Below are 24361 nucleotides of genomic sequence, written 5' to 3'. Positions count from 1 at the left end.
AGGGTGAGGTCACAAGTTCAAGTCTTGTTAGGCCCACCAGATTATCATTTATTATCCTTTATTTATTTTTTGTAAGTTTTTATTTTTAAGTGTGGTTTTTTATAAATTTTATATTAAAAATATTCATCATTAATTTATTTAGTTGTTTTTTATTTTATTTTATACTATAATCTTTTTTTAAATAGTTTTTTACTTAATTAAAGATATGTTAGATGGTAATATTGATTAATAAGCAATAATAATTTTACTACATATATTTTTTGTATTTTATGTTAATTAATAAATTTGAAAATGGTCTTAGATTTGTCTGAATTTAGTTTTGTTAATATTTTAAATAGCATTGATTTTTATTAACAAACTTGATTTTTATATAAAAATTGAAAAAATAAAATTAATTATCTTAAATTTTTTTAAGTAAACTAATGAAACCAAGCATTATTTTAACATATAATTAAGTTATTAATATTTTATTTTATAAATACTATATTTTAATGCAAACAATTATTATTTAAAATAAATATATAAAATATTAGTATTGATATATTTTTTGAAATAAAATTATTGTCAAAAATGTTTTATGAAAATTATAAGATTTTAAGCTTTCAAGTTCTGTAAAAAAATTTTCAAATATAAATATTTTGGTAATAAATCGTTAAAAATATAACTTTATAAGTTCTTTTTATTTCTGGTAAAAGTTATGTTTTTGTTCTATTTACTATATTTTTTTGTAATAATACGAAAATTATTAACTAGTTAATTTAGATATTTTACTAAAAATTTTTATGTTAACAATAAATTAAAATTATCTCTATTATTCAAAACGCAATTATTTTATTTTCTCTAATTATATAAAATAATTAAAAATATAATGGTAAACCTAAATCTAAAAATGTGTTGTGGTAGAATTAGGTTTGTAATTTAAGTAAAAATTAAGATTGGGGGGGGGTATAATTAAGTTTCAAACTATTAGGAAAGGATAGAAAATGGAAAAACTTAATTTAGAACCACAAACAAAAGATGAACTAAAAAGCTTATTAAAAATATTAGCTAGTGATTTTGAGCGTAATACTTGCTTTACGCTTGTTAATGATTTAGGAGATATAAACACAAGTAAAATAACAGATATGTCATGTATTTTTGATTTTAAACTTGTTAATTGTAGAATTGATTTACCAAATGAATTTTTTAATGGTATCGGTAAATGGGACACTTCAAGGGTAACAACTATGAGGCATATGTTTTCTTATTGTCCTAGTTTTAATCAACCATTAAATTTTAATACTTCAAATGTAACTGATATGGGTTCAATGTTTTTGCGTTGTCCTAGTTTTAATCAACCATTAAATTTTGATACTTCAAGTGTTACAGATATGAGTAAGATGTTTTGGAATTGTCATAGTTTTAATAAGTCATTGAAATTTAATACTTCAAAAGTAACAAATATGAGTGAAATGTTTTTTGGTTGCTCTAGTTTTAATCAACCATTAAATTTTGATACTTCAAGTGTTACAGATATGAGTAAGATGTTTTATTGTTGCTCTAGTTTTAATCAACCATTAGGATTTAATACTTCAAAAGTAATTGATATGAATAGGATGTTTTGGCGTTGCACTAATTTTAATCAACCATTAAATTTTAATACTTCAAATGTAACTGATATGAGCTCAATGTTTGAATATTGCTATAATTTTAATCAACCATTAAATTTTAATACTTCAAATGTAACTGATATGAGTAGAATGTTTTCATATTGTTATAATTTTAATCAAAATTTATACTTTGATACTTCTAGTGTTGAATATACATCTGAAATGTTTGATAATTGCCCAAATCTTAAATTTAATAATTTTTAAAAATAAAAAATTACAAAGGAATTAATTCCTTTGTAATAAACAATATATTTTAATTTTTTGGCTATATTAATAAAGTATTGATTTTGTTTTTTTGTATATTTTTTTAAATAATTACTATAAAGTATGCTAATTGCAAATAACAGATTAGACATTATCAACCAGCTTTTTGATAGTTTATTTGATAAAGAAAAGGAAATATTTTTAAGCAATTTAACTGAGCCTAAAGCAAATAATAAAATCATAGATAAACATAAAGCTACTAATTGCCCTTATTGTAATAGTGATAAATTTGTAAAAAACGGTAAAGTAAAAAAACCATCAAAGATATATTTGTAAAACTTGTAATAAAACATTTACCGATACAAATATAACCATTATATTTAATACTAAAAAGACATATATGGTATAATTATATATTATTACCAATTAAGAAAAACAGCTAAATTTATATCATACTTATAGTTTTTGCTTGGTGATTTTTATATACACTACAAAATATGATGGATGAAATTACATTAAATGGAGTTATTGAACCTGATGAGACATTTTTAACACTATCATATAAAGTTGATCATAAAAATTTTAAGTTACCACGCAAGGCTAAGAAAAGAGGCGCAAGCGCAACTTTGCGTGGATTATCTAAAGAGCAGGTTTGCATATGCTATAAATAATGGTTTGTCTATTTCTAAAGTATCAAATCTAGGTAAGCCAAATTTAGCAAATTTATTAAATGTATTAGTTGATAAAATAGCTAAAAATAGTATTTTTGTAACGGATAGTTTTAGTTTAAAAGTAGCGTCTGATTTAGATTTAAACCATATAAGAATATCACGCAATAAATACACTTTTGGAAGTTTTAATATCCAAACTATTAATAATTATCATAGCAAACTAAAAGCTATGATAATTTTAAAGGTGTATCAATTAAATATTTAAACAATTATCTTGTGTATTAGATACATAGATAATAAAATTAGTATTTATACAAAAGGCTAAAAATTTTTTAATCTTAATGTTTATCTAATATTGTATAAAAACAAATAAAAATAATAAGTAATAAATGTAATTTGTATATTTTTTTATAAATTAAAAGTATTACATAAATTAAATATAAATATTTAAAATATATTATTGAATAATTATTTATTAATTTAAATAAATATAGTGTTAAATCATAATATTGATTGAAAAGCAATCATAAAATTTACATAGTATATTTTTATAATTAATTTATGAAAATATGTTATAAAATTAGTCTTGTTTTATTTAATAAAATTTATGTTTTAATAATAAAATATTAATCAAATAAAAAAGCGTTGTTATTTTTGCTTAATAGTTTTTTTGTTAGATTATTTTTTTTGAAAACTACTGAATATTTTTATAGAATAAATTTGAATAAGTAAGTTTTATAAATTACAAGTTATAATATAGCAATAATGTTATTTGTATTTTACCATCAGATTTTATTTAAAATATTTTGAATATTTTAATAATAGTATTAGATTAATGGGAAAATATCCCATTAATTATTTTTTAGTTATATAAAAGCCTAAAACAGAGCCGTTTTGCACTACTTCACAACTATGTCCTAAAGCCTTCATATCAGGTGGAATTCCATTAATACTTTGTGGACAATCGCTAATTATTTCTAATACTTCGCCACTTTTTAGCTTGTGAATTACTTCATTAGCAACAATTGCAGGATAAGGACAAGGTTCGCCTAATAAAGAAATAGAATAATCAATTTTCATTTTTTCTCCTTGCATAAAAAACTATTAATGCTATACTTACTAAGAATAAAATTAAATTTATACTTAAGCCTGTATATCCGGTTAATTTTATTTTTTCACCACTTAAAAACCATTTAGGAAGATAATCATAATTTAATGCAATTAACATAGTTCCTATTATGTTTCCAACACCTACTATCATAAAATGAGTTTGACCTTCTACCGCACGATATAAAAATCCACATTCACACCCACCTGCAAATACTATACCAAAACCAAATATAAATGCTCCAGTACAAAGTCCAAGTGATATTTCTAATACCTTAGCGTTATAACCACCTTTATTTAGCAAACCGAATACAAAAATACTAGCTATTAGCATTGATACAAATAACGCTATAGCAAAATGTGCACGTTTAAATAAGAATAAATCTCTAAAGCAAGATGTAAAGCAAATTTGCCCTTTTTGTATAAGCCAACCAAAAATTACACCAAATACTAAAGCTATAGGAAGATTTTTAGTATCATTAATTGCTAAGTATATGAAAAATGCAAAAAATGCTATTATGCTTAAAGTGAGTATAACTTTGTTTTTTTGCTCTAAATTTGTATCTATTTTTAATTGTGGAGTATTTGTTTTAATCATTTCATATCTAGGAGCAAAAATCTTAATTTTTAGCACCAAAATAGCAGCTGCAACCCCAAGACACATAAAAATAGCAAAAACCCAAGTATGTAAAGAAAAATAAGGAAGACCTGTAAAAAAGTTAGCTAAATTGCATCCCCAAGCAAGTCTAGCACCAAATCCTGCTAATATCCCGCCAACTAATGCTTGAAAAAATCTAGTTTTAGAAGCAATTTTTCTAAAATATACCTTGTTTGCAATACTTGCCGAGAGTAAACATCCTATTATAAGACCAATAATCATAACACCATCAACACGAGTTAACATAGTGCCATCTAATTTTTGTTTTACATAATAAGAGTATCCACTTAAATCTTTACCAAAAAGTTCTAGAATTTCTCCACCAATACGAGTAAATTCACCTGTTACTGCAAAAACTCCACCAAAAATAGCAAAGTAAATTGTTGCCATAATACTTAAAATAATTACAGCTTTTGTATTACTATAGAAATTTTTTAGGTAAGTTTGGCTAAAAAGTGCAATATCTGCACCAAATTTTGAAGTTTTCATAAAAATCCTTTGTATAGCTAAAACTTAGCTGAAATCAAAGCGATGATTATAAGAAAAGCATACTTAAATAATGCTTTGAAAAATATATTAAAATTATATTAATAAATATTTATTTAAACAATGATTATAAATATATTTTTATTAATTAGGTTATATGAATAAGTAACATTTTTTTTATTATTTAGTCAAAATTTAATTTAGCTATATTGCGATAAATACAATATTCCGGCAATAACTACACTCAAAACATTACAAAAATAAAGAAAATACGAAGTATAAAGAATGAATAATTTTTATGTTTTAATGGTGCTTAGGGGGAGACTTGAACTCCCGACCTCCGGCTTATGAGACCAGCGCTCTAACCAGCTGAGCTACCTAAGCAATTTAAAAAGTGAATTATATATTTTTTTTCTTAAAATTTTATTAATTTATTTGAAATATAAAAATTGTTACTAAGATAGTTTATTTGTGTTAAAAATAAACAAAAATTTGTATTTTTTTACCTAAAAAACGCTAAATATTGTTTTTTTATTGTAGAATAATAGCTACAACAATATTATAAGAGGAGTTTTAGATGACCAAAGCGGAATTTATTTCATTAGTTGCTGAAAAAGCAGATTTTACTAAAAAGGATGTAGGTATAGTTACTGATGCTGTATTTGAAGTATTAGCAGAATGTTTAACAAAAGGTGAAAGTATAGCTGTTAATAAATTTGGAACTTTTTCAACTACTAAAAGAGCTGAAAGAGAAGCAAGAGTTCCTGGTACTGATAAAGTTGTGAATGTTCCAGCGACAACTGTTGTAAAATTTAAAGTTAGTAGTGTTTTAAAAGATAAAGTAGCTGAAGCACATAAAGAAAAAGAAGCTGCAGAATCTTGCAAAACAGGTAAATGCAAAAAGAAAAAATAATTAAATAGTGACTTTTGTCACTATTTATATAATATTTTGTTCGTATATATTTTTAGAGCTTTTCGTTCCTTTTTTCCTATTTTGTAGTATATGTATTTCAAGTAATTTTTAATATCTTTTTGGGCTATTTTTCTAGTGTTTGAAAAGTATTCTAAGATGTATTTAGGTATTTTTTGTCTTTGATTTGCATTTATATTTTTTTTTATGAAATTTTTTAGTATTTTTTTAGCCTTATTATGATTTTTTACACTAGAGAATCTGGCAAACATAAATGGTAAATTTGTATTTTTATACCAAATTTCACACATATCAATATATTTATTTTTATCGTTAGTATAAGCTTTTAGAGCTTTATCTCCTATTAAAACTTTTCCATTTAAATTTAAAATTTTTGCAAGAGCATTTGAAGTAGCCGACTCTTTGTCATTTTGAGCTACAGAATTTTTTTCTACCAAAACACTTAAAACTTTTTTATTAGCACATATTCCTATATTAAGATTTTTATATTTTTTTTTAGTACTTTCAATACTTGATATTATGGCGCTGTCAATTTTTTTATTATTTAGCATTTTGTTAAGTTTTGCAGGAACATTTTTTTTGTATTCTATACTAGCTTTTATGTAGCTTGGTAGTTTAGAAGATTTTAAATATAAATGTAATGGTAGTAAATTTATATAATTAATTTTTCCAAAAATCATTTTTTATCCTTAAATAGCAATAAAAATGACAATAATATAGCACAATAATGTATTATCTCGGGAATTTTTACACTCATAGCATAATGTAAGCATGCTAAAAATAATGCTGTGTTGAGTAAGTTAAAATATTTTTTAAAAAATACCATTGTCATTATAAAAATAGCAGAAAATCCTATTAAATTTCTAGGTGATAAAAAATTATATAATATTGTTTTAATATTTAATTGTGTATCAAAAAATATAAAGTTAAAAAAATGTAAACATGCGAATAATAATGATATTTTTCCAAAATATTTTATCCATACGATAAATTTATTAGGTAATAAAATACTAATAAAAAATGTGATGATAGCTATAATTCCAGTTGCCTTATATATATCTTTTACATAATCGTATCCAATACTAATTTTATAGTATAAAAAAAATAAAATAAGTGTGAAAATTATAGCTTTGAATAATATTATCATTAGAAATTCTTTGTTAAATCTAAATCATTATATAAAAATGAAACTAAATCACCATATCCATTAAAAATTTCCGTATCTTCTTTAAAAAAACTACCCAATACTCTATGAGAAGATTGAGACCATCTAGGATGTGGGACATTAGGGTTAACGTTAGCATAAAATCCATATTCATTAGGATTGTATTTTTCCCAAGAACTAATAGGTTGAATATCAGTAAATTCAATTTTTGCTATTGATTTTATATATTTAAATCCATATTTCCAAGGTACTACTAATCTTATAGGAGCTCCATTTTGAGCTTTTAATGGTTCGTTATATAATTTTGTAGCTAAAATTGTTAATGGATGCATAGCTTCATCTAATCTTAACCCTTCTACATATGGATAATCTATTACACCATATCCTTTTTGATCCGGAAATATATCTGGGTTGAAAATACTTGTAAATTTAATAAATTTAGCTTCTTTTTTAGGCTTTGCTAAGTTTATGAGTTCTCTTAATTCAAATCCACTCCATGGTAAATTCATACTCCAAGCTTCAACACATCTTAGTTTATATATTCTATTTACTTCTTTAAATTGTGATATGTCAGTTAATGTTATCGGATTTTCACAAAGACCTGAAATTTCTATGTTTATTTTTTCTTCATTTAATTTTGATTCTTGAGCTAGTTTTACACATAATCTTTTATCTGTACTAAATTCATAAAAATTTACATAATTATATGCATATTCATTATTGCTAGGCTCTAAATCTTTTAATTTTAATATCTCATTAGCTATAGCCTCACTTGAAACCATGGCTCCAGCACCGAGCTTTAAAAAATTTCTTCTATTTAAATAATAATTTTTATTTGTTACCATAATTTATCCTTTCTAAATCTTTATTCTATGTAAAAAAAATAAACAATTATTATTAAAAATTTGATAGAATATTAAAAATTTATTTGAAAGGATAGTTATGGCAATTAAAGCTGATTATGTTTGGATGGATGGACAAATTATTAATTTTGCTGATGCAAAGGTTCATTTTTTAACTCACTCATTACACTATGCTAATGCAGTATTTGAAGGGACTAGAGCTTATAAAGCAGAAAATGGTATGGCAATTTTTAGATTACAAGATCATACGAAAAGATTATTAGAAAGTGCAAAAATTACAGCAATTACTCCACCATTTTCTCAAAAAGAATTAGAAGATGCGCAAATTGAGTTATTAAGACGTAATAAATTTAATTCAAATACATATATTCGCCCATTAATTTTCTTAGGTGATGGTATTATGGGGATTTATCATGCAAAAGCTCCTGTTAGAGTAGGAATCGCTGCTTGGGAATGGGGTGCTTATTTAGGAGAAGATGGCTTAAATAAAGGTATTAAAGTTTGCATTTCGTCATTAATGAGAAATAGTACAAAAGCAAATTTTAATAAAGCAAAAGCAAGTGCGAACTATCTAAATTCAATGATGGCAAAATATGAAGCTATTAATAGTGGATATGAAGAAGCTTTAATGTGTGATGAGGAAGGCTTTGTTGCTGAAGGAACTGGTGAATGTTTTTTTATGGTTAAAAATGGTGAGTTAATTACACCACCAAATGATTATGCTTTAAAATCAATTACACAAGATACTGTATTAAAAATAGCCGATGATTTAGGTATAGAAGTTGTTAGAAGAAGAATAAGTAGAGATGAAATTTATGTTTGCGATGAAGCATTCTTTACAGGAACAGCAGCTGAAATTACTCCTATTAATTCGCTAGATCATAGAGTTATAGGAAATGGTTCTCGTGGAGAAATTACTAAAAAAATCCAAGATGCTTTCTTTGATATAGTATATGGAAGAAATGAAAAATATGCTTCTTGGCTAACTTATATTTAATATTTTGAAAACTCATCTTGAGTTTTCATTTTTTATTACCAGTATAAAACCAAAATAATGTAGAATTGAATTCGTTTAGCAATTTAAATTAATAAGGAGAAATATGCCGGCGGATTTGAATGATTATTTTAATAAAAATAAGAAAGATAATAAAAAGCCAGATTTAAATATTGATTTTAGCTTTTTTAAAGGTTTTGGTAAATTTAATGGCGTTATAATAGTCGCTTTAGTTTTATTTTTTATTTTAGTTGTTACTAAGCCTTATGTTGTAATAAATTCCGGTCAAGTTGGGATAAAAGCTACTACAGGTAAATATGACCCAATAGCATTACAACCAGGTTTTCATTTTATAATACCATTTTTTCAGAGAGTTTTGATAGTAGATACGACCGTTCGTCAGATAAACTATGCAAGTTTTGAAGGAACTAGAGAACAAAGCATTAGTAATGCTAGCATTACAAATAAAGAATCAATTAATGTTGTTGATGCTAGGAATTTACCAGTTTCTATAGATATCACTGTTCAATATCGTTTAGATGCTTCAAATGCTCCTCAAACTATAGCTGAATGGGGTTTAAGTTGGGAAAATAAAATAATAGATCCTGTGATAAGAGAAGTTGTAAGAAGTGTAGTTGGAAAATATACAGCAGAAGAATTACCTACTAAGCGTAATGAAATAGCAACTGCAATAGAGCTTGAATCAAGAAAAAGTATAGATAACCAAGCTAATAAGCCAGTGAAATTAGAGAGTGTAAAACTTCGTGGAATTATATTGCCAGAGAAGGTAAAAGAACAAATTGAAAGAGTGCAAATAGCAAAACAAGAAGCTGAAAGAACTAAGTATGAAGTAGAGCGTGCAAATCAAGAAGCTCTTAAAAAAGCAGCACTTGCAGAAGGAACGGCAAAAGCAGCTATTATAGAAGCACAAGGTAAAGCTGATGCTAAAAAGATAGAAGCTGATGCATTAGCGTATTCAAATAGAGAAGTTGCTAAGAGTTTAAATAAAGAATTATTAGAACTTAAGCAAATTGAAACTCAAAAAGAATTTAACGAAGCTTTAAAAGTTAATAGTGATGCTAAGATTTTCTTAACACCTGGTGGAGCAGTACCTAATATTTGGGTAGATAATGCTAATGTTAAAAAGAGTACAAGTATATCAAATTAAGCCTAATTTTTTTAGGCTTTTTTTATCATGAAAAGAGATGTATTTTACATAGCTGGATATGATCCTAGAAGTTATAGATTTTATTATAAGCTTTATAAGGAAAATTTAAAAGAATATAATAAGATTTCAAATCAAAATATAAATATTACTAATGTAAAATTTGATGAAGAATATAAATATTTTAATATAAATAATAATTCTTTAAATGCAAAATACACTTTCTTAGAATGGCATAATATTGTAAAACAATGTTGGTTCAAAAATAGTTTTGATATTTTTAAAGATTATATTTATGTTTTAATACATTTTATTTTTAATTTTCAATTTGTTAAATTTTATAGAGTGTATAAAAATTCTTTAATAACAGGATTTTACCCAGCCATAATGCTAACTTTAATATATATTTTTATGATTATATGTACTTTTGTTATGTATGAAAATATAAATAATATTTATATATTTTTTTGTTTTTTTATATGTTTTATTTATATTTTTGACAAAGTTATATTATTTTTATGTAAAAAGTTTGCTATAAGTTGGTTGTTAAATATTTTTGTTTTTTCATCACGATTAGCTAAAAATAAAATTAAAAATATTGATTATATTATAAATAAATTTGTGAATGTTATATTTGATAAATTAAATAATAGTAAGAACTATGAATTAATCTTAATTTCTCATAGTGTTGGAACAATAATTAATATAATGGTATTGTGTGAGCTTATAAAAAAGTGCGAACGATTAAATGTAAATTATCAAAATTTAAAGATTATTACATTAGGTGAGTGTATTCCAATGTGTTCTTTAATAAATGATAATTCTTATTTTATGCAATGTTTAAAATATTTATCTGATAAAGATATTTTTTGGGTTGATTTTACATCAAAAATTGATGGAGCTTGTTTTTATTTAATAGATTTTTTTAAAGTTAGTGGAGTAAAATCAAATAAAAATATTATATATTTATCAAGTGCATTTTATAAACTTTACGATAAGACATATTATAAAAAAATTATTCGTAAATGGTATAAAGTTCATTTTTTATATCTTTTCGCTACGCATTATTTAGGACAATATGACTTTTTTGCTTTTAGTGCTAGTGATAAAAAATTAGAAGAAAAAATAAAGAGAGTATAATGAAAACTTGCCCATTCCACCCAAAACCTATTAAAAATAAAGCCTCTATTTTAGCTACTTTTTTATTTAAACGTAGATCTTGGCTAGATGGTTTATATGATAAAAGCTATAAAATGAAAGCCGGTAGAGTAAAAATGCCGGGGTTTGATTTGCATATTATAAATGATACTAAAGAAGTAAGAAGAATGATGGTTGATGATGTTGATAATTTTCCTAAAAGTTCATTATTGCATGAATTGCTAGAACCTTTATTAGGTGTTAGTGTTTTTACGACAAATGATGAAGTATGGAAAAAACAAAGAGAATTATTAGCACCATCTTTTGAATTAACTAGGGTTAATAAAGTATTTAATATTATGAATGAAGCAACCAATGAATTAATTTTAAAACTTAATAAATACCCTAATAATTCAGTGATAGAGATTGATGAATATATGACTTTCACTACTGCTGATATAATTTTTAGAACTATTATGTCATCAAAATTAGATTTACAAAATGGAAAAAAAATTTTAGAAGCTTTTAATATATTTCAAGACACTACCGCAAAATTTGCTATAGGAAAAATGTTTTTTATACCTAATTGGTTGAATATGATGATTTGTGGGAATAAGAGAAATAAAGCAGGTAATACTATAAGACAAATTTTAAGCGATATTATTAAACCTAGATATGAAAATATTGTAAATGACAACTATAATGATATTTTATCAACACTTTTAAAAACAATAGATTCTAAAACTAATAAAAGGTTTGAATTTGATGAAATATTAAGTCAGGTATCAATGTTATTTTTGGCAGGACATGAGACTACAGCTAGTTCTCTTACTTGGACTTTATATTTATTAAGTATAGCAAAAAATGAACAAGAAAAAGCTTATAAAGAAGTAAGTGAATATTTTTCAACAAATATATTAGATATTAATGCCATAAAGAAAATGAAATATTTATCTAATGTTTTTAAGGAGGCATTAAGGCTTTACCCACCTGTTGGATTTTTTGCTAGAGAAGTGAGAAAAGAATGCAAGATTAGAGATAAAACCGTAAAAGCTGGTGCAGGAGTTGTAATAGCTCCTTGGTTAATACATAGACATGATGATTATTGGGATAATCCTCATGAATTTGACCCAAGTAGGTTTGATAGAGTAATAAAGAAAGATACATATATACCTTTTGGCTTAGGAGAAAGAATTTGTATAGGGCAGGGTTTTGCAACTCAAGAAGCTATAATTATTTTAGCTCATATTTTAAAAAATTATAAACTTGAGTTAGAAAATGGGTTTATTCCAGATATAGTAGGTCGTTTAACAATTCGTTCAGCAAATGGTATGAGAATAAAATTTATTAGAAGGAATAATGAATAAATTTAATGTAAAAGAAAAATTAATAGGCACATGTTTATTATGTATTATAGTTCCATTAGCAATTATTTCTTATTTTTTTATAGTTATTATTGGCATATTTGGTGATACTGCTAGAATAAGACAAGGCGTAAGAGCATTAGATCATTTTGTAAATGCAACATTATTTAATGGTTATGCAGTAGAATCTATATCATCTCATGCGTGGAGAAAAAGAGATAAAAAATGGGCAAAAGTTATAATTTGGATAACTGATAAATTTGAAAAAGACCATTGTAAAAAGGCTAATAAAAGAGAGCAAATAATAGTAGAAATTATGTTAAAAAAAGGTTTAGATAAACAAACTATAGGAATTAATAAAAATTAATCGTAGTATATGAACTACGATTAATGACAAGCTGGAGTATTTGTCGTTGGTTGAATACTAGAATTATCAGCTTTAGTAGTGTTTAAAAACTCAATTAATTTAAATGCAGCTTCTTCATATCTTTTTGCTACTATTGAATTTGGCTCACACATAGAAATAGGCTTACCACTATCTCCACCCGTTCTAATTGATAAATCAATAGGAATACAAGCTAAAACAGAGCAATCATATTCATGAGCTAAATTAAGCGCTCCACCTTTACCAAAAATCTCATGCTCAATATCGCAATTAGGACAAATAAAACCACTCATATTCTCAATTACACCAGCTACAGGTATATTTAATTTATTAAACATATCTAAAGCTCTTTTACTATCATCAAGACTTACTGCTTGTGGGGTGCTAACGCAAACTCCTGCACTAACAGGCACGCTTTGAGCTAGAGTAATTTGTGCATCACCTGTTCCTGGAGGCATATCAAGTAATAATACATCAAGCTCACTCCATAACACATCGCATAAAAGCTGCTCAATCGCTTTCATAACCATAGAGCCTCTCCACATTAATCCTTGTCCTTCTTCAATTAAAATTCCCATACTCATAAACTCAATTCCATAAGCTTTAACAGGACGGATTTTATTGCCTACTACTACAGGTTTTTCATTTTCAGCACCAAGCATTCTTGGCATATTAGGACCATATATATCAGCATCTAGCACTCCTACTTTTTTACCAAGTTTTGCAAGTGATAATGCTAGATTTAGAGTAGTTGTACTTTTGCCAACTCCACCTTTTCCACTACTAATCATCACAAAATGCTTAATTTGTGGAGCTAGATTTTTGATTTTTGGTCTTTTTACTTCTGGCTCTTCTAATTTTGGTTGAATGATTTTAAGCTCAAGTTTATAATGATTATTTCTAGCTATTGCTTCACATTCATTTCTAATAGCATTTGCTATTTCTACACTTGCAGCTGGAATTTCAATATCCATTAGGATAATATCTCCTGCTAATTCGCACCTTTTTACAAAACCAAAACTTACAATATCCTTTTGAAAATTAGGATATTTGACATTTTTGAATAGTTCAATTATTTCCATTTTTTTCTCCTTTTTTTACCTTTTATGCTAACAAAAAAAGTAAAATAATAAGATGAAATTTGTAATATTATTATTTTTACCATTATTATTGTTGGCAAATAGGCTTGAAATTTGTTATGTTGATGAAGATTATAAAAGAGTCGAAACATTTTTTGGACATATTTTTTTAGCTTACGGTGATAGAGCTGCTAGTTTTAACCTTGATAGTAACATGGATATAGCTAGTAATTTTAAGGCTTTATTTGGTACAAAGGCAATTTTTGAGATTTTAGAAAGGGATAAATTAATAGGGTTTTATCGTAAAGATAATAGAAATGTAACATGTTATGATATTAATGTTAGTGATATAGAACTAGCTAATATATCGGCTTTTTTTTACGAAGAAGATAAATATGATACATATACATTTTTACATAAAAATTGTGCTTCAGCGTTAAGTGAATATGCTAAACAATATAATGTATATTTAAAAAATAGTTTAGTTCCGGCTAAATTTGTAAGTTTGAATACTGATAAAAAACAAAATTTTTCTAATATTGGTATTTATTATTTATATGAAAATAATGTTAATAGAATTGATTTTAGATTAAGATTTTTAGAGATGAATCATAAATTTAGTCATAAATTAAGCCTTTTTACATTTAATAAGGATTTATTTTCTTTAATTGATTTAGCTGAATATAATAAATTTAGTTACGAATTGGATTTAGGTTATAAATTTAAAAAAAATCATTTATATACAAATTTCTTTTTAGGATATGAATATAAAGGTTTTTTTGTTGGAATTAATAATTATGGCTTAAATGGTGGATATATTTATAATAATGATAATTTTGGATTAAAATTAAGTGTTGATAAAAATAATCTTAAATTTTTAGCATATAAGGATTATAAAAATTTAAGATTTGAATTAATTACTAATAAAAAATTTGCTAAAATCGGTGTTTTATATATGTTTTAAGGATAAAAATGAAAAGTATAGCAGAAAATAAAAAAGCTAGATTTGAATACCATATAATAGATACTTTAGAATGTGGATTAGTATTGCAAGGTAGTGAAGTAGTAGCTATAAGGCATGGCAAAATTAATTTAAAGGATTCTTTCGTAAGAATAATCAAAGGAGAGGCTTGGCTTCTTGATTCTCACATAGGACATATGAATACAGCTAATAAATATTTTACACATGAGCAAAGAAGGGCTAGGAAATTATTATTACACAGGATGCAAATTGATAAATTAGTGGGTAAAATTTCAACAAGTGGTTATACCTTAGTAATTCTTAATTTATATTTTAAAAAAGGTATGGTAAAAGGAACTTTAGCCTTAGCTAAAGGTAAAAATTTAAGCGATAAACGCCAAGCGATAAAGGAAAGAGACCTTAAACGCGAGGCTAGGGAATATTGTTAATGTTTATTTGAGCTTTGTTTTGCTTTATTTATGCAACGATAAATACTTGATTCTGAAAGGTTTAATAATTGTGCTATCTCAGGAATTGAACCTTTTATATTAAATATTCCTTTTTCATAAATTTTATCTACTATACTCTGTCTATCTTTCGGTTTTAAATTTCTTTTTTTAAGTTCATCACAAGAAAATCCAGTGAGCTCTAAAATTAATTCATTCAAATCAAGACTTAACATTTCTTCATAGGCTTGTTCATCATTTGTAATTTCATGTCCTAGTAGTTGTGCTGCTATATTTTCAATTCTACTTTTATCATAATTTATACATAGCATTCCACTTAATTTATCACCTTCTTTTATAAAAAATGTACTTCCTTTTATATTTTTATTGCCAGCACTAGCTTTATAATTGCTTAAAAAATCTCTTTCTTCATATACTTTTTTATTTAATAATTCTAGTGCAAAGCCAGTTATAGGAGAATTAATACTTCTTCCGCTTATGTGATTATTTGCAATTTCTGCTATGCTAACCCCATCTTCACCAATGTCATGTAATACTATTTCATAGTCTTTACCTAAAGCCTGTGCTAAAAAATGAACTAATTTGATATATTCTGTTCTAGTTTTTTGCTCCATTTTATCCCCCATACATCTTTAAACTTAAAGATAAATTATATTAGTTTTTTATATTATTCTAAATTTGCAAATAATTTATTAAATTTAACTAATTTTTTATTACACAAAAATAAAAAATTATAATCCATCATTAATTATTTGTATGTGTAAATTTTTTAGCACTTCAAATGATATTTTTTGCATAAACAAATCGTTTGAACTAGTAGCACTAGCATCTATTAAAATATTAGAATTAGGACTTGCCGATTTTGCCATAATAGCGTTTGAGAAAACGCAAATATTACTCACAAGTCCTACTAACTCTATATTTTTATAATTTTTTGTGGCTATGAAATTTGCTAATTCAAGTGAGCCAAATGTATTTTTATAAAATTTTTTATAGTTTTTTGATAAATCATTTAAAGCTCCGTAAATTTCAATACCTTTTGTATTTTTTATACAATGTTTTATTGGTAAATTTTGCCCTTCAATACTACTTAAATAATCATCTTCATGGCAATCAATCGTAAATACTATATCATCATTATTTTTTTCATAAATTTTAAATTTATTGATAATGGCATTTTCAATTTTTAAAGCATTTTCAAATCCTAGCGACCCACTCACAAAATCATTTTGAAAATCTACTATTATTAAAAGATTTTTCATGAATTTCTTAAGCTTTCGTATTCGCTTGGAATTAGATTAAGCCTTACATCACAAGGACTAAAGCCAACTCGCTCACCTAATTTAAACAATACTTCAAGTGATTTTATTTGCTCATCTTTTAAACTAATACTATCATCGTTTGCATAAAGACTTAGATATTTATTAAGCTCATCTTCATTTACTCTCACTTCGTTTTTGCCAAGCAATATACGACTTAATAAAGCTTTATTTTGAGTAGCGACTTTGACTGCACGAGTTAGCTCATTTTCAATTTTAATTGCATCACTTAGCATTAAAGAGCGGCGTATTGCCATTCCACCAAGCGGTAAGGTAAGCACTTCGCCACATTCAGCCTTGCAAAACTCCGCCCAAATATCCCAAATCTCACGCTCAACTCTTAATTTATCACTAAAATTAAGAATACTCTCATGTATTAACACCCCAGCATCTACACTACCATCTAAAACAGCTTTTTCTATATCTAAAAAGTTCATATAAGTAATTCTTGCATTAGGATATGCTAGTTTAAAAATTAAAGCATTTGTGGTATTTTCCCCACTTAAAGCCACTTTAAAATTAGGTTTTAAAACCTTATCTTTTAGAGTGATTAGTTTTGGACCATAGCCATTGCCAAAACTAGTAGCACATCTTAGCAAGGCATATTCGCTTTGAATTTTAGGATACACAGCAAAAGAAATTGCACAAACATCATAAATATTATTTAAACTTGCTTTATTTAGCGTTTCTATATCATCAGCAACGCTAGTATAATTAAACTCCGAACTTATCCAACCATAGCGAATTGCTGCATACATAAAAATATCATCAGCATCAGGGCTATGAGCTAGGCTAATTTGCTTCATTTAAGCAACCTTTGAAAATGAATTTATGCTCTTTAGGTAAAGCTTCATAGATATTAAATGCAAGTTCTCTAATCTCTTTAAGTGCGGCTTTACTAGTTCTAAGAGTTAAGAAATTTTGTAAAGCTCTTGCATTTATACTCCAAGTAAGCTCGGTTTTATAGCATTCTGGCAAGGCATATTTAGCAATATCTTGTGTCATTCCTTCGGTATTTAAAATAATTCTTAGTTTTTCTAAAGCACAAATACTAGCATTATCAACCAAGCGATTTCCAGTTAGCACAATATATTTTTGTGCATTAGCAAAATCAAATTCCTTAAACTCACTTTCATTTCTTAGTTCTTTTAGAGTATATCTAGTGCTTTTTACTGATAAACTTGCGTGGCGGTGTCTTGCTAATTCTTGCAAACAAGCTCTTGAAATGCCTTGAATATAAAAATTATAATTTAAATGTTCAAGCGTGCTAGAGTGCTTATAAATATTTCCGATACGATTTATTAGTTCGCAGTCTTTTTCTCCTCCGTTATCGCCTTTATCAAAGCTTTGCCAACAAGTTCTCATAGCGTGAGAACAGATATTTAGTGGGGTGTAATTAAGTAGTGTAATTCTCATTATTTGCCTTTAATTTGATTTTTTTCATTATAGTTTTTTTATATAAATCTTAAGGAAACTTCAATGAATATGCTAAAAATCTCAATTTTAAGTATTTCCTTAGCAACCGTTACAGGTGGAGCTGCCGTTGCACCTGCTTTAGGACTTATTGCTAAGCATTTTTCAAATGATAGTGAATTACTTATTAAATTAATTATTACTTTACCTTCACTTTTTATTATCTTTTCAAGCTTAATTTTTGCAAAATTAGCAAATTATTTAAGCGTTAAGCAACTTGCTTTTATAGGTTTTATATTGTTTATAGTTGGCGGGGTTGCTCCATTTTTCTTAGATGACATAATTCAGGTTTTGGTGTTTAGAGCGATTTTAGGCTTAGGCACTGGCTTTTTAATGCCATTAAGTGTTTCTTTACTTGGCTTTTTATTTAAAAAAGAAGAGCAAGGAAAACTAATGGGACTTAGTGCAATGTGTAATCAATTAGGAGCAGTTATTACCGTTAGTTTTTCTGGCTTTTTAGCGTCAATTTCTTGGCAATATAGCTTTTTAATATATCTTTTTGCTTTGGTTTTATTTGTTTTAAATATGATTTTTTTACCTAATATAAAAATAGCGGAGAAAAAAAAGAAATTAGATTTAAGAAATATAAAAAATCTTAGTGGAATTTATATTAATTTATTTTTAGTCCAAGTTTTGTTTTTTAATTTTACGAATAATTTTTCAATAATTTATCAAAAAGAGCAAATCATTAGCGCAAGTTTTATTGGTGTAATTATGGGGCTTAATGGCTTATTTGGAGCAATTGCTTCTATGAAATTAGCAAATTTGATTAAAAAAATAAAAACAAAAATAAAAATTATTGGAACATTTATTTATATACTGGCTTTTTTATTATTTTCTATAAGGCTTAATAGTGTTATTGAGATTTTTGGAATAAATTTAATGTTGATTTTAGGAATACTTGGAGCTATATTAAATGGTATTGCTATGGGTTTGACATTGCCATTTTTCTTTTCACAAATTAGTACTAGGAGTAAAAAGCAAAATCTTGCTACAAATATGGCTGTAGCTAGTATAGCTGTTTTTAGCGGACAATTTTCTAGTCCTATAATTGATGGAATTTTTGAATATTTATTTAATCTTCATCATCCAAGAGATACTTTTTTAATAGCAACATTTATAGCAATATTCTTATTTATTTATAATCTTAGGTTAAAAATCAAATTAAAAAATTAAAAAAAAGGAAAGGTATGGCAAAAGCAAAAGAAACAGCAATAATTGATGATAAAGCAAAAGCTCTTGAAGCCGCACTTAAAAGTATTAATAAAACTTGTGGAGAAGGTGCTATTGTTAGATTTGGAGATAAGCCTATTGTAAAGGCTGAACCAATTTCTACAGGCTCGCTTGGACTGGATATTGCACTTGGAATTGGTGGGGTTCCTAAAGGAAGAATAATAGAAATTTATGGACCAGAAAGTAGTGGAAAAACTACTTTAACCTTGCAAATAATTGCTCAAGCTCAAAAAATGGGTTGCACTTGTGCTTTTATTGACGCTGAACACGCACTTGACCCTGTATATGCAAAAAATCTAGGTGTAATTACTGATGATTTATTAGTATCTCAACCAAGTTGCGGAGAAGAAGCATTAGAGATTGTAGAACGCTTAGCAAGTAGTGGAGCAGTAGAACTTATAGTAGTGGATAGTGTTGCTGCACTTACTCCTAAGGCTGAAATTGATGGAGAGATGGGAGATACTCATGTAGGTCTTCAAGCAAGACTTATGAGTCAGGCGTTAAGAAAATTAACATCAGTTGTAGCAAAAATGAACTCAATGGTAATTTTTATAAATCAAATTCGTATGAAAATAGGTCAAATGGGTTATGGAAGCCCAGAGACAACAACTGGTGGAAATGCACTTAAGTTCTATGCAAGTGTAAGAATTGATATTAGAAAAACAGCTACATTAAAACAAGGTGAAGAGCCTATTGGAAATAGAACAAAAGCAAAAATAGTTAAAAACAAAGTTGCACCTCCATTTAAATCGGCTGAATTTGATATAATGTTTGGCGAAGGCATTAGCTACGAGGGCGAATTGATTGATTATGGTATTAAGCTTGATATTGTAGATAAAAGTGGTGCTTGGCTTAGCTATGGTGGTAATAAATTAGGTCAAGGTAGAGAAAATGCTAAAATTTTCTTAAAAGAAAATAAAGAAATAGCAAATGAAATTGCAGAAAAAATTAAAGCTAGTATAGGCGAAAATATTACACTAGAAGGAGATGAAAGTTTTGAAAATAGCGAAGATTGATGCACTTGAAGTGCTAGATAGTAGGGGTAATCCTAGCGTTAAGGTTAAGGTAGTTTTAGAAAATGGTATTAGTGGCGAAGCAATAGTTCCAAGTGGTGCTAGCACAGGGATTAATGAAGCTTTAGAATTAAGAGATGGTGGGAGCTATTTCTTCGGTAAAAGCGTAAGTAAAGCAGTAAATAATGCTAAGCATGTTGCAGCTGGACTTATAGGCAAATGCGTATTTAATCAAAGAGAAATTGATGAGCATTTATTAGCAGTTGATGGCACGAGTAATTATTCTAGCTTAGGTGCTAATGCAGTTTTAGGAATTTCAATGGCAGTTGCAAAAGCAGGAGCAAATGCTAGTAATTTACCATTATATAGATATTTATGTGGAGAGTTTAACGCACTTCCTACACCTATGCTAAATGTATTAAATGGTGGAGCTCATGCTGATAATAATATAGATATTCAAGAGTTTATGTTGCTTCCAACGGGTTTTGATACTTTTAAAGAAAAATTATTCTCAAGTGCAATTACTTATCATACTTTAAAAGATATTTTAAAGAAAAAAGGTTTAAGCACAGCATTAGGAGATGAAGGTGGATTTGCACCTAATTTAAGAAGCAATGAAGAAGCTATTGAATTATTGTTAGAAGCTATTAATAAAGCAGGTTTTAGTGGCAAAATCAATCTAGCATTAGATGTTGCAGCAAGTGAGCTTTATAGTGATGGAAAATATGATTATGAGGGCAAAAAGCTAAGCAGCGATGAGATGATTAATGAATATGAAAAATTATTAAAATATCCTATTTTAAGCATAGAAGATGCACTTGCAGAGCAAGATTATGAAGGCTGGGTTAATTTAACTAAAAAAATCGGCTCAAGAACACAATTAGTAGGAGATGATTTATTCGTAACTAATGTTAAATTATTACAAAAAGGCATTGATGAAGGCATGGCAAATGCGATTTTAATCAAGCCTAATCAAATCGGCTCAATTTCTCAAACAATAGACGCTATTAAACTAGCTCACGCAAATGGTTATAATACTATAATGAGCCATAGAAGTGGGGAGAGCGAAGATAATTTCATAGCTGATTTTTCATTAGTTTGCAAGTATATTAAAACAGGTGCTCCTGCAAGGGGAGAAAGAACAGCTAAATATAATAGATTGCTTGAAATTGAAGCAGGATTTTAATGGATTTATTTAAAAAAGATGATGATAAATTTAGTATTTTAGGTGCTAGTTTATTTGATTTTTTAGAATTAATTTTATATGCAGCTATAATAGGATTTTTTGTATCGGCGGTTTTTTTGAGTGATTATTCTTTAACTACTAATGCTATTTTAGAAAATAAAATAGAAAATGTAAAAAAAGAAATTGTAGAATTAAATAGAGAAAATGCAGAGTTACAAAAAGCCTATTTTGAATTGTTAAGCATACAAGGTAATTATGATAATTGATTTTTCAAAATATTCAAGTGTAAAAATTGGTGGCATTTGTGATGTTAAAATAATTAATGAAGTTGTTCAAAATGATTATTTTATAGTTGGAAATGCTAGTAATTTATTAATAAATAATCCTAAAAATTTGGCTATTTTAGGTGATAAATTTGATTATATAAATAATTGCGGTGAAATTTTAGAAGTAGGTGCTAAGACTTCATCTTATAAATTTTTTGAATATTCTAAAAAGAATAATATAGGTGGATTTGAATTTTTATGCCATTTACCTGGTTTTTTAGGTGGTATTACTAAAATGAATGCTGGTATGAAAGAATTTGAAATTGCTAATTTTATTGAGAGTGTTAATGTTGATGGTAAATGGATTAAACCAAATTTTACTTATAGAAATAGTGATATTACCGGTACTATTTACGCAATAAGATTGAAAACAAACGATATTTTTAGTATTCAAAGATTAAATATGTTTAAGAAAATGCGAGAAAATCAGCCAAAAGGTGCTAGTTTTGGTAGTATTTTTAAAAATCCACAAGGCTTTAGTGCTGGTGCGTTGATTGAGAAAGTAGGGCTTAAAGGCAGGGTTAAGGGTGGAGCGAAAATTAGTGATATTCACGCTAATTTTTTAATAAATTTTAATAAGGCTACTTTTAATGACGCGATTTATTTAATAAATTTAGCTCGTGATGAGGTATTTAAAAAATTTAATGTTTTATTAGATAATGAGGTAATTATTAAGGAATAAGTATGGAAAAAGAGTTAGATAATGATACATTTATTATTACAAAAACAGATTTGAAAGGCTATATAACTTATGCTAATAAAGCATTTTTAGATATAGTAAATGCTAAAGAAAATGACTTATTAAATAAAGCACACAATATTATAAGACATCCTGATATGCCAAAAGCAATTTTTAGATATTTATGGAATGAATTAAAAGATAACAAAGAAGTATTTGCATTTGTAAAAAATAAAACATTTGATGGAGGTTATTATTGGGTGTTTGCTAATATTAGCACATCATATAATCTTGAAAAAGAGCCTATAGGTTATTATTCCGTTCGTCGTGCAATTAATAAAAATGCAAAAGATAATATTATAAATTTATATGCAAATATGTTAAAAATAGAGAAATTACAAGGTATTCAAGCATCATGGAATTATTTAAGAGATATTCTTAATGGTTTAAGTTATGATGAATTTGTTTTAAATTTACAAGGAAAATAAATGTTTTTTGATAGCTATAATGATAAATTATTAAAAGAAATTATAAATGTATTAGATAATGCATCAAAAGGATATTTAGAGCCTAGAGTAAGTGGTATTAAAGATAATAGTAAATATTCTTTATTAGCTCATAGTATTAATAATTTATTAGACCAAATAGAAGTATGGCAAAGAGAAGTAGCAAGCTCTATTGAATTTGCATTTGCTAGTAAATGTTATAGAAATATTGATACTGTAGGATTAAATGGAAGGTTTAAAGATACAGCAAAAGATATATCAAATGCAATTATTAGTATCGCAAAAAGTTTATATGCACAAAAAATTAATGAATTGGGTATATCAATACAACAAAATAGCAATGATTCTAAGATAATAGAAATTTTAAGTGATGCTTTATTGAATAATAAAGGTAGTTTAAATCATATTTTAAAAACTTCAGAAGAAATAGCAAATGATGCAAATGTTACAAAGGTAAAAGTTGAGAGTTTAGCAAATAGCTCTAAGGATTTGCAACATTACATACAATTATTTAAAGAATTAATAAATTCTTTGAATGAAAAAGCAAATGAAATTTCAAAGATAGTAGAGATTGTAAAGGATATAACGGATCAAACACAACTTTTATCTTTAAATGCAGCTATTGAAGCAGCTCGTGCAGGTGATTATGGTAAGGGATTTGCTGTGGTCGCTGATGAGGTTAGTAAGCTTGCAAATAATACACAAGATGCTACAAATATAATTAGTTTAAATATAAATTCTTTAAAAGATAGCGTTAATAAATGCTTAGAGTATTCTAATAGTATAAGTGGTATTAGTGATGAAAATATGGCTAGAACTAATGAATTTTATGATACATTAAATTCTTATAAAGTTTTATCAAATGATAATTATATTAGGGCTAAAGATTGTAATATTTCTCAAAATAATTTATTTATACAAATATATCTTTTGTTATATAAAAATAATGCGATTGAGTGTTTACTGAATAAAAATTTAAAACAAAATAAAAATTTAGAAGAAAGTATTTTGCATTCTATAAAAATTACTTTAAGACATAAATTTCAAGAAGTTTTATCGCTTTATGATAGATTATATGCGAGTGATGATATACAAGAGCAAATAGCATTAGCTAAAGAATTCGAAGAAAGTATTTTTCATTTGTGTAAAGAATGTTAATTAAATTTATTATTTATATTTTGCATTAATTATTTTAATCTAATACTAATTTAGTATTAGATTAAAAATTATAAGCAAACCCTAAATTTACATTGTAGTTATTATTAAAGTGTTTTGTAATACTCTTAGTTAAGTCTAAACCTATGCTTGTATTAGGACTAGGTTTATAATCAATTCTAAAT

General features: G+C 26.3%; 26 protein-coding genes, 1 tRNA gene and 1 pseudogene. 17 read left to right on the top strand and 11 right to left on the bottom strand.

Translation table 11 applies throughout. From position 1 onward, the window contains the following. Window positions 1-983 precede the first annotated feature (983 nt). Window positions 984-1853 (top strand): BspA family leucine-rich repeat surface protein, encoded by an 870-nt coding sequence (locus NY022_RS08965; protein ID WP_267525430.1) that lies wholly within the window; start codon window positions 984-986, stop codon window positions 1851-1853. A gap of 123 nt (window positions 1854-1976) precedes the next feature. Next, window positions 1977-2806 (top strand): annotated as a pseudogene (locus NY022_RS08960) (IS1595 family transposase); the annotation flags it as partial. 573 nt (window positions 2807-3379) lie between these two features. Here NY022_RS08960 and yedF read toward each other — a convergent pair. The 3 genes from yedF to NY022_RS08945 form a co-directional block, all read right to left on the bottom strand. Then, complete coding sequence (gene yedF / locus NY022_RS08955) at window positions 3380-3604, bottom strand: sulfurtransferase-like selenium metabolism protein YedF (protein WP_267525428.1); 225 nt, start codon at window positions 3602-3604, stop codon at window positions 3380-3382. Beyond that, complete coding sequence (gene yedE, locus NY022_RS08950; RefSeq protein WP_267525436.1) at window positions 3594-4751, bottom strand: selenium metabolism membrane protein YedE/FdhT; 1158 nt, start codon at window positions 4749-4751, stop codon at window positions 3594-3596. The genes yedF and yedE overlap by 11 nt, the downstream gene beginning before the upstream one ends. A 331-nt stretch (window positions 4752-5082) precedes the next feature. Next, window positions 5083-5159, bottom strand: a tRNA-Met gene (locus NY022_RS08945). 193 nt (window positions 5160-5352) lie between these two features. Between NY022_RS08945 and NY022_RS08940 the strand changes: the two genes are divergently transcribed. Then, the gene (locus NY022_RS08940) at window positions 5353-5688 is read left to right on the top strand and encodes an HU family DNA-binding protein (RefSeq protein ID WP_267525426.1); all 336 of its coding nucleotides are present in this window, start codon (window positions 5353-5355) and stop codon (window positions 5686-5688) included. Between the two features lie 20 nt (window positions 5689-5708). Here the strand turns inward: NY022_RS08940 and NY022_RS08935 are convergent, their stop codons facing one another. Genes NY022_RS08935 through msrP form a run of 3 tightly spaced genes read right to left on the bottom strand, consistent with a single transcriptional unit; the run spans window position 5709 to window position 7719 of the window. Further along, window positions 5709-6386 (bottom strand): MqnA/MqnD/SBP family protein, encoded by a 678-nt coding sequence (locus tag NY022_RS08935; protein ID WP_267525424.1) that lies wholly within the window; start codon window positions 6384-6386, stop codon window positions 5709-5711. Continuing rightward, a complete protein-coding gene (locus NY022_RS08930) occupies window positions 6383-6853 on the bottom strand; it encodes a hypothetical protein (protein WP_267525422.1) in 471 nt (156 codons plus the stop codon). The genes NY022_RS08935 and NY022_RS08930 overlap by 4 nt, the downstream gene beginning before the upstream one ends. Further along, window positions 6853-7719 carry a protein-methionine-sulfoxide reductase catalytic subunit MsrP gene (msrP, locus tag NY022_RS08925; protein WP_267525434.1) on the bottom strand — a complete coding sequence of 289 codons (867 nt, stop codon included), beginning with the start codon at window positions 7717-7719 and terminating at the stop codon, window positions 6853-6855. The genes NY022_RS08930 and msrP overlap by 1 nt, the downstream gene beginning before the upstream one ends. Before the next feature lie 94 nt (window positions 7720-7813). On the opposite strand from msrP, the gene NY022_RS08920 reads away from it, so the two are divergent. The 5 genes from NY022_RS08920 to NY022_RS08900 all read left to right on the top strand — a co-directional run bounded on the left by NY022_RS08920 (window position 7814) and on the right by NY022_RS08900 (window position 12761). Then, window positions 7814-8731 carry a branched-chain amino acid transaminase gene (locus tag NY022_RS08920; RefSeq protein ID WP_267525420.1) on the top strand — a complete coding sequence of 306 codons (918 nt, stop codon included), beginning with the start codon at window positions 7814-7816 and terminating at the stop codon, window positions 8729-8731. A 103-nt stretch (window positions 8732-8834) separates the two neighbouring features. Continuing rightward, window positions 8835-9896, top strand: coding sequence for an SPFH domain-containing protein (locus NY022_RS08915; RefSeq protein ID WP_267525418.1), 1062 nt, complete (start codon window positions 8835-8837; stop codon window positions 9894-9896). A 27-nt stretch (window positions 9897-9923) separates the two neighbouring features. Then, window positions 9924-11033, top strand: coding sequence for a DUF829 domain-containing protein (locus NY022_RS08910; RefSeq protein ID WP_267525416.1), 1110 nt, complete (start codon window positions 9924-9926; stop codon window positions 11031-11033). Continuing rightward, window positions 11033-12397 (top strand): cytochrome P450, encoded by a 1365-nt coding sequence (locus tag NY022_RS08905; RefSeq protein WP_267525414.1) that lies wholly within the window; start codon window positions 11033-11035, stop codon window positions 12395-12397. Before NY022_RS08910 ends, NY022_RS08905 begins: the two co-directional genes overlap by 1 nt. Next, on the top strand, window positions 12390-12761 hold the full coding sequence (locus NY022_RS08900) for a hypothetical protein (protein ID WP_267525413.1): 372 nt from the start codon (window positions 12390-12392) through the stop codon (window positions 12759-12761). The genes NY022_RS08905 and NY022_RS08900 overlap by 8 nt, the downstream gene beginning before the upstream one ends. A 20-nt stretch (window positions 12762-12781) precedes the next feature. Here the strand turns inward: NY022_RS08900 and NY022_RS08895 are convergent, their stop codons facing one another. After that, on the bottom strand, window positions 12782-13861 hold the full coding sequence (locus NY022_RS08895) for an Mrp/NBP35 family ATP-binding protein (protein ID WP_267525411.1): 1080 nt from the start codon (window positions 13859-13861) through the stop codon (window positions 12782-12784). Between the two features lie 52 nt (window positions 13862-13913). Here NY022_RS08895 and NY022_RS08890 point away from each other — a divergent pair, with 52 nt between their 5' ends. Further along, window positions 13914-14822 (top strand): DUF4105 domain-containing protein, encoded by a 909-nt coding sequence (locus tag NY022_RS08890; protein WP_267525409.1) that lies wholly within the window; start codon window positions 13914-13916, stop codon window positions 14820-14822. Between the two features lie 8 nt (window positions 14823-14830). Continuing rightward, window positions 14831-15268, top strand: a complete 438-nt coding sequence (gene smpB / locus NY022_RS08885) for an SsrA-binding protein SmpB (protein ID WP_267525407.1) — start codon at window positions 14831-14833, stop codon at window positions 15266-15268. Here the strand turns inward: smpB and NY022_RS08880 are convergent. The 4 genes from NY022_RS08880 to thyX all read right to left on the bottom strand — a co-directional run bounded on the left by NY022_RS08880 (window position 15265) and on the right by thyX (window position 18021). Further along, window positions 15265-15912, bottom strand: coding sequence for a helix-turn-helix transcriptional regulator (locus NY022_RS08880; protein ID WP_267525405.1), 648 nt, complete (start codon window positions 15910-15912; stop codon window positions 15265-15267). The genes smpB and NY022_RS08880 overlap by 4 nt on opposite strands. A gap of 105 nt (window positions 15913-16017) precedes the next feature. Then, on the bottom strand, window positions 16018-16548 hold the full coding sequence (locus NY022_RS08875) for a cysteine hydrolase family protein (RefSeq protein WP_267525403.1): 531 nt from the start codon (window positions 16546-16548) through the stop codon (window positions 16018-16020). Beyond that, complete coding sequence (locus tag NY022_RS08870; protein ID WP_214118615.1) at window positions 16545-17411, bottom strand: menaquinone biosynthesis family protein; 867 nt, start codon at window positions 17409-17411, stop codon at window positions 16545-16547. Before NY022_RS08870 ends, NY022_RS08875 begins: the two co-directional genes overlap by 4 nt. Then, entirely contained in the window at window positions 17398-18021 is a 624-nt protein-coding gene (gene thyX, locus NY022_RS08865) for an FAD-dependent thymidylate synthase (RefSeq protein WP_214118613.1), read from the bottom strand. Before thyX ends, NY022_RS08870 begins: the two co-directional genes overlap by 14 nt. A 63-nt stretch (window positions 18022-18084) precedes the next feature. Between thyX and NY022_RS08860 the strand changes: the two genes are divergently transcribed. The 7 genes from NY022_RS08860 to NY022_RS08830 are packed head-to-tail and all read left to right on the top strand — an operon-like array spanning window position 18085 to window position 24179. Further along, window positions 18085-19254 carry an MFS transporter gene (locus NY022_RS08860; protein ID WP_267525400.1) on the top strand — a complete coding sequence of 390 codons (1170 nt, stop codon included), beginning with the start codon at window positions 18085-18087 and terminating at the stop codon, window positions 19252-19254. A gap of 38 nt (window positions 19255-19292) precedes the next feature. Beyond that, window positions 19293-20327 carry a recombinase RecA gene (recA, locus tag NY022_RS08855; protein WP_267525432.1) on the top strand — a complete coding sequence of 345 codons (1035 nt, stop codon included), beginning with the start codon at window positions 19293-19295 and terminating at the stop codon, window positions 20325-20327. Then, a complete protein-coding gene (eno, locus tag NY022_RS08850) occupies window positions 20299-21510 on the top strand; it encodes a phosphopyruvate hydratase (protein ID WP_267525398.1) in 1212 nt (403 codons plus the stop codon). Before recA ends, eno begins: the two co-directional genes overlap by 29 nt. Further along, a complete protein-coding gene (locus NY022_RS08845) occupies window positions 21510-21776 on the top strand; it encodes a hypothetical protein (protein ID WP_267525397.1) in 267 nt (88 codons plus the stop codon). Before eno ends, NY022_RS08845 begins: the two co-directional genes overlap by 1 nt. Beyond that, window positions 21766-22518, top strand: a complete 753-nt coding sequence (locus NY022_RS08840; protein WP_267525394.1) for a UDP-N-acetylmuramate dehydrogenase — start codon at window positions 21766-21768, stop codon at window positions 22516-22518. The genes NY022_RS08845 and NY022_RS08840 overlap by 11 nt, the downstream gene beginning before the upstream one ends. Before the next feature lie 2 nt (window positions 22519-22520). After that, complete coding sequence (locus NY022_RS08835; RefSeq protein ID WP_267525392.1) at window positions 22521-23003, top strand: PAS domain-containing protein; 483 nt, start codon at window positions 22521-22523, stop codon at window positions 23001-23003. Further along, complete coding sequence (locus tag NY022_RS08830; protein WP_267525390.1) at window positions 23004-24179, top strand: methyl-accepting chemotaxis protein; 1176 nt, start codon at window positions 23004-23006, stop codon at window positions 24177-24179. Window positions 24180-24361 lie beyond the last annotated feature (182 nt).

Origin of the sequence: Campylobacter sp. MG1, assembly GCF_026616895.1 — a bacterium.
In the GTDB taxonomy this organism is placed as follows: domain Bacteria; phylum Campylobacterota; class Campylobacteria; order Campylobacterales; family Campylobacteraceae; genus Campylobacter_E.
This window is presented reverse-complemented; position numbering and strand designations above follow the sequence as displayed.

Excerpts from the sequence above, each read along its gene's own strand:
- NY022_RS08965 (WP_267525430.1), top strand. The coding sequence starts at position 984 with ATGGAAAAACTTAATTTAGAACCACAAACAAAAGATGAACTAAAAAGC.
- yedF (WP_267525428.1), bottom strand. The coding sequence starts at position 3,604 with ATGAAAATTGATTATTCTATTTCTTTATTAGGCGAACCTTGTCCTTAT.
- NY022_RS08940 (WP_267525426.1), top strand. The coding sequence starts at position 5,353 with ATGACCAAAGCGGAATTTATTTCATTAGTTGCTGAAAAAGCAGATTTT.
- NY022_RS08935 (WP_267525424.1), bottom strand. The coding sequence starts at position 6,386 with ATGATTTTTGGAAAAATTAATTATATAAATTTACTACCATTACATTTA.
- NY022_RS08930 (WP_267525422.1), bottom strand. The coding sequence starts at position 6,853 with ATGATAATATTATTCAAAGCTATAATTTTCACACTTATTTTATTTTTT.
- NY022_RS08920 (WP_267525420.1), top strand. The coding sequence starts at position 7,814 with ATGGCAATTAAAGCTGATTATGTTTGGATGGATGGACAAATTATTAAT.
- NY022_RS08915 (WP_267525418.1), top strand. The coding sequence starts at position 8,835 with ATGCCGGCGGATTTGAATGATTATTTTAATAAAAATAAGAAAGATAAT.
- NY022_RS08910 (WP_267525416.1), top strand. The coding sequence starts at position 9,924 with ATGAAAAGAGATGTATTTTACATAGCTGGATATGATCCTAGAAGTTAT.
- NY022_RS08905 (WP_267525414.1), top strand. The coding sequence starts at position 11,033 with ATGAAAACTTGCCCATTCCACCCAAAACCTATTAAAAATAAAGCCTCT.
- NY022_RS08900 (WP_267525413.1), top strand. The coding sequence starts at position 12,390 with ATGAATAAATTTAATGTAAAAGAAAAATTAATAGGCACATGTTTATTA.
- NY022_RS08895 (WP_267525411.1), bottom strand. The coding sequence starts at position 13,861 with ATGGAAATAATTGAACTATTCAAAAATGTCAAATATCCTAATTTTCAA.
- NY022_RS08890 (WP_267525409.1), top strand. The coding sequence starts at position 13,914 with ATGAAATTTGTAATATTATTATTTTTACCATTATTATTGTTGGCAAAT.
- smpB (WP_267525407.1), top strand. The coding sequence starts at position 14,831 with ATGAAAAGTATAGCAGAAAATAAAAAAGCTAGATTTGAATACCATATA.
- NY022_RS08880 (WP_267525405.1), bottom strand. The coding sequence starts at position 15,912 with ATGGGGGATAAAATGGAGCAAAAAACTAGAACAGAATATATCAAATTA.
- NY022_RS08875 (WP_267525403.1), bottom strand. The coding sequence starts at position 16,548 with ATGAAAAATCTTTTAATAATAGTAGATTTTCAAAATGATTTTGTGAGT.
- NY022_RS08870 (WP_214118615.1), bottom strand. The coding sequence starts at position 17,411 with ATGAAGCAAATTAGCCTAGCTCATAGCCCTGATGCTGATGATATTTTT.
- thyX (WP_214118613.1), bottom strand. The coding sequence starts at position 18,021 with ATGAGAATTACACTACTTAATTACACCCCACTAAATATCTGTTCTCAC.
- NY022_RS08860 (WP_267525400.1), top strand. The coding sequence starts at position 18,085 with ATGAATATGCTAAAAATCTCAATTTTAAGTATTTCCTTAGCAACCGTT.
- eno (WP_267525398.1), top strand. The coding sequence starts at position 20,299 with ATGAAAGTTTTGAAAATAGCGAAGATTGATGCACTTGAAGTGCTAGAT.
- NY022_RS08845 (WP_267525397.1), top strand. The coding sequence starts at position 21,510 with ATGGATTTATTTAAAAAAGATGATGATAAATTTAGTATTTTAGGTGCT.
- NY022_RS08840 (WP_267525394.1), top strand. The coding sequence starts at position 21,766 with ATGATAATTGATTTTTCAAAATATTCAAGTGTAAAAATTGGTGGCATT.
- NY022_RS08835 (WP_267525392.1), top strand. The coding sequence starts at position 22,521 with ATGGAAAAAGAGTTAGATAATGATACATTTATTATTACAAAAACAGAT.
- NY022_RS08830 (WP_267525390.1), top strand. The coding sequence starts at position 23,004 with ATGTTTTTTGATAGCTATAATGATAAATTATTAAAAGAAATTATAAAT.